This is a genomic window from Stenotrophomonas sp. GZD-301 (assembly GCF_049310345.1).
In the GTDB taxonomy this organism is placed as follows: domain Bacteria; phylum Pseudomonadota; class Gammaproteobacteria; order Xanthomonadales; family Xanthomonadaceae; genus Stenotrophomonas.
Genome location: NZ_JBMOWY010000032.1, coordinates 159,130 through 166,336, shown reverse-complemented (window position 1 = coordinate 166,336; position 7,207 = coordinate 159,130). Strand labels below are relative to the sequence as shown.

Annotated in this window: 5 protein-coding genes; all 5 read left to right on the top strand. The window is 67.5% G+C overall.

Annotated elements, in window-relative coordinates; all coding sequences use genetic code 11:
* Positions 1 to 336: 336 nt before the first annotated feature.
* The 5 genes from ACO6VK_RS09230 to ACO6VK_RS09210 all read left to right on the top strand — a co-directional run bounded on the left by ACO6VK_RS09230 (position 337) and on the right by ACO6VK_RS09210 (position 7,139).
* Positions 337 to 2,583, top strand: a complete 2,247-nt coding sequence (locus ACO6VK_RS09230) for a methyl-accepting chemotaxis protein (protein WP_422506576.1) — start codon at positions 337 to 339, stop codon at positions 2,581 to 2,583.
* Positions 2,584 to 2,755: 172 nt separating this feature from the next.
* Complete coding sequence (locus ACO6VK_RS09225) at positions 2,756 to 3,538, top strand: flagellar brake protein (protein WP_422506575.1); 783 nt, start codon at positions 2,756 to 2,758, stop codon at positions 3,536 to 3,538.
* Between the two features lie 102 nt (positions 3,539 to 3,640).
* Positions 3,641 to 4,132 carry a chemotaxis protein CheW gene (locus tag ACO6VK_RS09220; RefSeq protein ID WP_411850900.1) on the top strand — a complete coding sequence of 164 codons (492 nt, stop codon included), beginning with the start codon at positions 3,641 to 3,643 and terminating at the stop codon, positions 4,130 to 4,132.
* A 151-nt stretch (positions 4,133 to 4,283) separates the two neighbouring features.
* Complete coding sequence (locus ACO6VK_RS09215; RefSeq protein ID WP_411850899.1) at positions 4,284 to 4,667, top strand: hypothetical protein; 384 nt, start codon at positions 4,284 to 4,286, stop codon at positions 4,665 to 4,667.
* A 96-nt stretch (positions 4,668 to 4,763) separates the two neighbouring features.
* On the top strand, positions 4,764 to 7,139 hold the full coding sequence (locus ACO6VK_RS09210) for a methyl-accepting chemotaxis protein (protein WP_422506574.1): 2,376 nt from the start codon (positions 4,764 to 4,766) through the stop codon (positions 7,137 to 7,139).
* The last annotated feature ends 68 nt before the right edge of the window (positions 7,140 to 7,207 follow it).

Below are 7,207 nucleotides of genomic sequence, written 5' to 3'. Positions count from 1 at the left end.
CGGCCGCTGGCCGGCTCCACGCAGTCCCGCACGTCGTCCTGTGTTCCCCTGAAACTGTGATGTTGATTGGCGTCGATACGCCGGCGTACAGACTGCGACCCGTCTTTCGCCACGCGAATGCCCCGCCATTGCTTGCGTGTGCATCGACGGCCGCCCTGCCTTGGTCCACAAAAAAATGTGACATCCAACACTCAAGTTGCGGCGTCACAGCGCCGTTATCCCGGAAGAGCGTTGACACCATCGTCACGCCTCCCACGCCCCACCCCCGCATTTCGAAACGCCCCTTGCGCCCAGCACCCCACGGCTGTGCACCCCGCCCTGCCCGGAGTTCCGACCATGAAGTGGTTCCACGATCTGCCCATCGCCCGCAAGCTTGCGGTGGGGTTCACCCTCACCACCCTGATGACCGTCGTTCTCGGCGTGTTCGCGCTGGTCCGCCTCAACGGTGCCAATGCCCAGCTGGCCGCGATGGCGGGCAACGACATTCCGTCGGTGCAGCACCTGGGCGAAGTGCGCTCGCAGCTCGGCGAGTTCCGCACCTACGAGATGGCGCAGGTCAGCATGTTCGACCAGCCGGAAAAGGTCGCCGACTACAACACGCGCATGGACACCACCGCCAAGCTCGTGCGCGATGAACTGGCTGCCTACGCCGCGTTGCCGGCCGGCGACCGTGAGCGGGCGCTGTTCAAGAAGGTGGCTGCCGACGTGGACGCCTACTTCCACGCCAATGCCGAACTACGCGCCGCCGTGGCTGCCGGTGATGGCGCCCTGGCGCGTCAGGTCTCCGACGAGAAGTCGCGCCCGGCCCGTCGCACCCTGTTCGACGACCTGAAAGAGCTGGGTGCGTTCAGCAACAGCCTGATGGAAAGCAAGATCGCCGATGCCAACGCCGTCCATCGCACCAGCGTCATCGCCATCATCGCCTGCATGGTGCTGCTGTCGCTGGTGGCCGGCGCGCTGGCCGTGGTCATCTCGAGGGTGATCACCCGTCCGCTGTCGCAGGCGGTGCATGCGATCAAGTCGGTAGCCCGTGGCGACCTGAGCGTCACCATCCGCACCGCCGGCGCCGATGAAGCCGGCCAGATGCTGGCCGCCACCGGCGAGATGACCACCATGCTGCGCCGCTATTCCGACGAAACCCGTCAAATGGCCGCGATGCATGCCGGCCCGGACATCTCCCACCGCATGCCGGTCGATTTCCCCGGCGTCTACGGTGAGCTGGCCGTCGGCACCAACACCGTGGTGTTCGACCACCTGGATGCGATCAAGGACGCCATCGACGTGCTCAACCAGTACGCGGCAGGCGACCTGTCGCAGAATGCGCGCCGCCTGCCGGGCAGCCGCGCGATCCTGCACGAATCGATGGATGCGGCCAAGGCCAGCCTGCTGGCGATCAACACCCAGATCCAGACCCTGGCCCAGGCCGCGGCCGCCGGCGATTTCAGCCAGCGCGGCGACAGCCTGCGTTTCGAGCACGACTTCCGGGTCATGATCGAAAACCTGAACACGATGATGGAAGTGGCCGACGGCAATCTGTCGCAGCTGTCGCAGCTGCTGCAGGCCATCGCCAACGGCGACCTGACCGCCCGCATGCACGGTGAGTTCCACGGCGTGTTCGCCAGCATGCGCGACGATGCCAATGCCACCGTTGCCCAGCTGACCCAGATCGTCGGGCGCATCCAGCAGGCCTCGTCCAGCATCAGCACGGCGGCCGGCGAGATCGCGTCGGGCAACAACGACCTGTCGCGCCGTACCGAGCAGCAGGCGGCCAACCTGGAAGAAACCGCCGCCTCGATGGAGGAACTGACCTCCACCGTGCGCCAGAACGCCGAGCACGCCCGCCAGGCCAACCAGCTCGCCATCGGCGCGCACACCGTGGCCTCGCAGGGCGGCGACGTGGTCGGCCAGGTGGTCAGCACCATGCACGAGATCGACGCGTCGTCGCGCCGCATCGCCGACATCATCACGGTCATCGACGGCATCGCGTTCCAGACCAACATCCTGGCGCTGAATGCCGCCGTCGAAGCTGCCCGTGCCGGTGAGCAGGGCCGTGGCTTTGCCGTGGTCGCCAGCGAAGTGCGCACGCTGGCACAGCGTTCGGCCAGCGCCGCCAAGGAAATCAAGGGGCTGATCGACGAGTCGGTCGGCAAGGTCGCCGAGGGCTCGCAGCTGGTCAACCAGGCCGGCGCGACGATGGGCGAGATCGTCGCCTCGGTGCAGCGCGTGACCGACATCATGGCCGAGATCTCGGCCGCCTCGCAGGAGCAGTCGGCCGGCATCGAGCAGGTCAACCAGACCGTGGTGCAGATGGACGAAACCACCCAGCAGAATGCCGCGCTGGTGGAAGAAGCCACCGCCGCCGCGCGTGCGATGGAAGAACAGGCCGGCCATCTGACCGATGCCGTGGCGCTGTTCAAGCTCGACGGCCAGGCGGCCGCCGCGCCAGCCGCACGCCCGGTGATGGCGGCCGCACCGGCACGCCCGGCCCCCGCAGCACGTCCGCGCCCGGTCGCCGCACCGCCGCGCCGCGCGCCGGCCCGCGAGCCGGCACTGGCCAATGACACGGAGTGGCAGGAGTTCTGATGCCGCGCCGCCCCAGGCACACCGTTTGATCCGACACCCCGCCCCGGCGGGGTGTCGTCGTTTCGGACCGGCCCTACCGAGATTCGCCCTACATAAATGTGATCTGATGCCGATAAACGGACTACGCCCCGGGATCGCGTGATGCCGGCATTCGCCCAACCCAGCAGATTCCATGTCCGAAGGCAGCCTTCTCGCACACGACGGAACCCATGCCGCGCCCGATCCGGGCACGGATGACAAGTACCTGGTCCGCAACCCCCGGCAGATCCGCCAGCTGCTGCAGGCGCTCATCGACCAGCGTTCGCTGATCAATGCGCACATCGACGGCCGCGACCAGTCGTTCCCCACGGCGGTGCTGGAACTGGACGAGGACGAGGACGAACTGCTGCTCGACGGCAGCCCCTCGGAAACCTCCAACCGCGCCGCCGAAGCGGCCGACCACCTGCTGTGCTTCGGCCAGCTCGAACGGGTGATGGTCCGCTTCCGGCTGGATGGCCTGGTGCGCATCCACAACGAGGGGCATGTCGGCTTCCGCGCCGCGTTCCCGACCGAGCTGGTGCACCTGCAGCGGCGCGAGCTGTACCGGCTGGAAACGCCGATCACCGACTCGCCCAAGCTGATCCTGCCGATCGACGACGACCGCAGCGAGGCCCTGACGCTGCGCGTGGTGGACATCAGCGGCGGCGGCCTGGCGGTCACGGTGGCCGAGGACTGCCCGGTCTTCGGCCTGCAGAAGCGTTACGACGGCTGCCGGCTGGAACTGCCCGACAGCAGCCCGATCACCCTGTCGCTGGTGGCCTGCAACATGCGTGCGCAGAAGCTGCCCAACGGCGTGGAGATGAAACGCGTCGGCCTGCGCTTCGACGCGCTTCCGCGCGGCGCGGACAGCGCGATCCAGCGCTACATCTTCCGCATCGACCGCCAGCGCAAGGCACGCAAGAACGGCGAAAGCTGAACGGAGCCCGCCCCAGCCCCGCCTAAAGTCGCTCCGTCCCAGGCCGATATCCAGCGTGACGCCCGGTTTTTCGACCGCCACGCCCGACCCAGGATTGCCTCCATGAACGACAAGAACAGCAGCGCCGCCAGCTCCGGTGGCGAGTACCTCAGCTTCACCCTCGGCGCCGAGCACTACGGCGTGGACATCCTCAAGGTGCAGGAAATCCGCGGCTACGACTCGGTCACCCGCGTGCCGGATGCCCCGGACTACATCAAGGGCGTGATCAACCTGCGCGGCACCATCGTCCCGGTCATCGACCTGCGCCTCAAGCTGCGCCTGGAAAATGCGCGCTATGACGCCTTCACCGTGATGATCGTGCTCAACGTCGAAGACCGCGTCGTCGGCATCGTTGTGGACAGCGTCTCCGACGTCATCCCTCTCAGCGCCGAGCAGATCCGCCCGACGCCCGAGTTCGGCGCCGCCGTGGACACCCGCTTCATCTCCGGCATCGGCACCCAGGACGACCGCATGCTGATCCTGCTCGACATCGAGACCCTGCTGGACAGCGCCGACATGGGCCAGACGGCCACCCTCGACGACGTCGCCGCCTGATGACAGGCCCGCGGCCGCCGCGCACTGCGACGAAGGTCGAATTTGGCCCTTCAGTTCCCGCGCGCGTGGCCGATAGCTGGAATCAGGACCCGGCTGTGCTGGACACCCCAAGGCCGGGCCAATTTGTCCACATCCTCCGGAGAACCATCCGATGAAGTCCCTGTTTGCGCTGTTTTCTGCTGCCGTGCTCGCCACCACCGCCTCGTCCGCCTTCGCCCAGTCGGCCGAAATGATTCCGCCGGAAATGGCCCCGCGTTCGGTCGGCAAGGACGGCATGGTGTGCGGCAAGGTTGAGAAGGCGCGTTACGCCGAAGGCTCCGAAGGCCAGCCGACCTTCCTGTACATGGGCGGCGCCTTCCCGCGCCACACCTTCTCGGCCCGCATCGCCGGCGCCAACCGCGGCAAGTTCAGCTTCCCGCTGGAAACCCTGGAAGGCAAGACCGTGTGCGTGATCGGCAAGATCGCCCGCGATGCCTCGCGCGCTGAAATCGAAGTCAGCTCGCCGGCCGGCCTGAAGCTCGCCAACATCAAGTAATTCGCTGTACGCCATGCCACGCCGGCACTGGCCGGCGTGGTCGCTGCAACCGGGCAAGTCGCCCGGACGCGTTTGCCACCGGAGACTGCACCGCCCATGCCGTGGATCAACAACCTCAAACTGATGCCCAAGCTGATGCTCACCTTCGGTGTCATCCTGCTGGTGATGCTGCTCCAGGGCATCGTGGCCTATCGTGGCTTGTATTCGCTCAACAACGTCACCACCGAACTGGCTGGGCACCGGATGGAAAGCATCCGCATGGCCGGCGAAATCCGTGGCATGGTCGGTGAATATCGCAACTCCGCCTACCAGGGCCTGATCCGCGCCAGCGACGACGTCAAGGCCGAGGCCAAGACCCGCGCCGCCGACCTGCGCGGCAGGATCGACGCCTCGATCAAGAAGTACCCCGCCCTGATCGACAATCCGCAGCAGAAGAAGCTGTTCGACACCTTCGCCAAGGACTGGACCGCCGCCCTGGCGTCCTACGACTCGGTCACCGAGATGCTCGAACTGGACCTGCCGGACGACGCGGTCGACACCTTCGTCGGTGAAACCCGCACCTCGCATCTCAAGGCCTCGGCCGCGCTCGAAGCGCTGATTGCCGAGGACAACCGCCTCGCCCGCGCCTCGCGCGACGAAGCCGAAGCCACCTACGCCGCCTCCGCCACCCTGACCGTGATCGCCCTCCTCGGCGGCGCGGCGCTGGGCCTGGTGCTGGTGTGGCTGTTCGCCCGCTCGCTGGTGGGCAGTGTCCGCGGTGCCGTCTCGGTGGCCAACGACGTTGCCGGCGGCAAGCTCGACGGCCACATCGATGTCACCCGCAAGGACGAAGTCGGCGACCTGCTGCAGGCCATGCAGCGCATGCAGCGCGACCTGCGCGAGCGCACCGAGACCGACCAGGCGATCGCCCGCGAAAACCTGCGCATCCGCACCGCGCTGGACTACAGCTCCACCGGCGTGTACCTGACCGACGACAGCCTCAACATCGTCTACAGCAACCGCGCCCTGCAGCACACGCTGACCCAGTACCAGGACGAGATCCGCAAGGATCTGCCGGACTTCGACGCCACCGCCTCGCTGATCGGCAAGCCGGTGACCGTGCTCGAACACGGCAACGAGATGGACCAGCGCACCCTGAGCCAGCTCAAGCAGCACGGCGTCAGCCGCCGTCCGATGCAGTTCGGCGACGCGCAGTTCGCGCAGGTGGTGTCCTCCATCGCCAACGAGCAGGGCGAAACCGTCGGCCACGTCGTCGAATGGCGTGACCGTACCCCGGAAGCGGCCGTCGAAGCCGAAGTGGCCCGCGTCATCGCCCAGGCCGCCGCCGGCGACCTGTCCGGCCGCATCGACGATGCCGGCAAGGAAGGCTTCTTCCTGCAGCTGGCCCAGCAGATCAACGGCCTGCTCGAAGCCAACGCCAGCAGCATCGACCAGGTCTCCGGCCTGCTCGCCGCGCTGTCGCAGGGCGACCTGAGCGTGCGCATGCACGGCGACTTCCACGGCGTGTTTGCCCGCATGCGCGACGATGCGAACGCCACCGCCGAGCAGCTCAGCGAAATCGTCACCCGCATCAAGCATTCCAGCCAGGCCATCAGCTCGGCCGCCAGCGAAATCGCCACCGGCAACAGCGACCTGTCGCGCCGTACCGAGCAGCAGGCCGCCAACCTGGAAGAAACCGCTGCCTCGATGGAGGAACTGACCTCCACCGTGCGCCAGAACGCCGAGCATGCCCGCCAGGCCAACCAGCTCGCCATTGGCGCGCATACCGTTGCCTCGCAGGGCGGTGACGTGGTCGGCCAGGTGGTGACCACCATGAGCGCGATCCAGACCTCGTCCAAGAAGATCGCCGAGATCATCTCGGTCATCGACGGCATCGCCTTCCAGACCAACATCCTGGCGCTGAATGCCGCCGTGGAAGCGGCGCGTGCCGGTGAGCAGGGCCGCGGTTTCGCCGTGGTCGCCAGCGAAGTGCGCACCCTGGCCCAGCGCTCGGCCGGCGCGGCCAAGGAGATCAAGGGCCTGATCGACGACTCGGTCGGCAAGGTCAACGATGGTTCGGCGCTCGTGCACAAGGCCGGCGCCACGATGGGCGAGATCGTCGCCTCGGTGCAGCGCGTGACCGACATCATGGCCGAGATCTCGGCCGCCTCGCAGGAGCAGTCGGCCGGCATCGAGCAGGTCAACCAGACCGTGGTGCAGATGGACGAAACCACCCAGCAGAACGCCGCGCTGGTGGAAGAAGCCACCGCCGCCGCGCGTGCGATGGAAGAACAGGCCGGCCACCTCAGCGATGCCGTGTCGATCTTCAAGCTGGACGAGCACGATCTGGCGCCGACACCGGCACCGGTCGCCGCACCGGTCGCTGCCGCACCGCGCCCGGCCCGTTCGGCCCCCGCCCCGGCACCGGTCCGTCGCGCGCCGAACCGCCCGGTCGCCACCGAGCTGGCCGACGGCGACTGGCAGGAGTTCTAAGCGCCCCAGGCGCCTGCACGGCAGACACACGACAGGCTCCGGTGCCCACGCACCGGAGCCTTTTTCGT